Source organism: Escherichia sp. AM3, from assembly GCF_032029835.1.
Taxonomy (GTDB): domain Bacteria; phylum Pseudomonadota; class Gammaproteobacteria; order Enterobacterales; family Enterobacteriaceae; genus Escherichia; species Escherichia coli.
This window is the reverse complement of the sequence record NZ_JAVUPQ010000747.1, coordinates 1-331: the sequence shown is the minus strand read 5'-3', so window position 1 is coordinate 331 and position 331 is coordinate 1. Positions and strand designations below refer to the sequence as shown.

Below are 331 nucleotides of genomic sequence, written 5' to 3'. Positions count from 1 at the left end.
AGCCAGACCTGCTCCGAAAGCCCGAGCAGGTTCTGCATCAGCAGCGCCCCACGAAAAAACCAGCCGTTTGTCGCCCGCGTGTTGCCGGTGAGGGTATTCCAGGAGAGAAGCCAGACGGGAAGCGAACTTTTTCGCAGGCGAAGGGCGGCGAGGATCTGGCGGACCTTCAGTATCGGATAATTTTCCGTTGAGGAGAGAGGGGTTGCCTCCAGCTGCGCGGGATCGAGAAGTTCATTAGCATCGGCCGAACAGGCAAGAAAATCGGCCTGCATCAGGATGGCTGAACTGAACAGGGTATCCTCGCTTACGCCCGCGCTGACGGGGGCAAATC

1 pseudogene is annotated in these 331 nt (G+C 58.9%); it reads right to left on the bottom strand.

Annotated elements, in window-relative coordinates:
• Positions 1-331, bottom strand: a pseudogene (locus tag RTW80_RS28175) (AraC family transcriptional regulator); the annotation flags it as partial.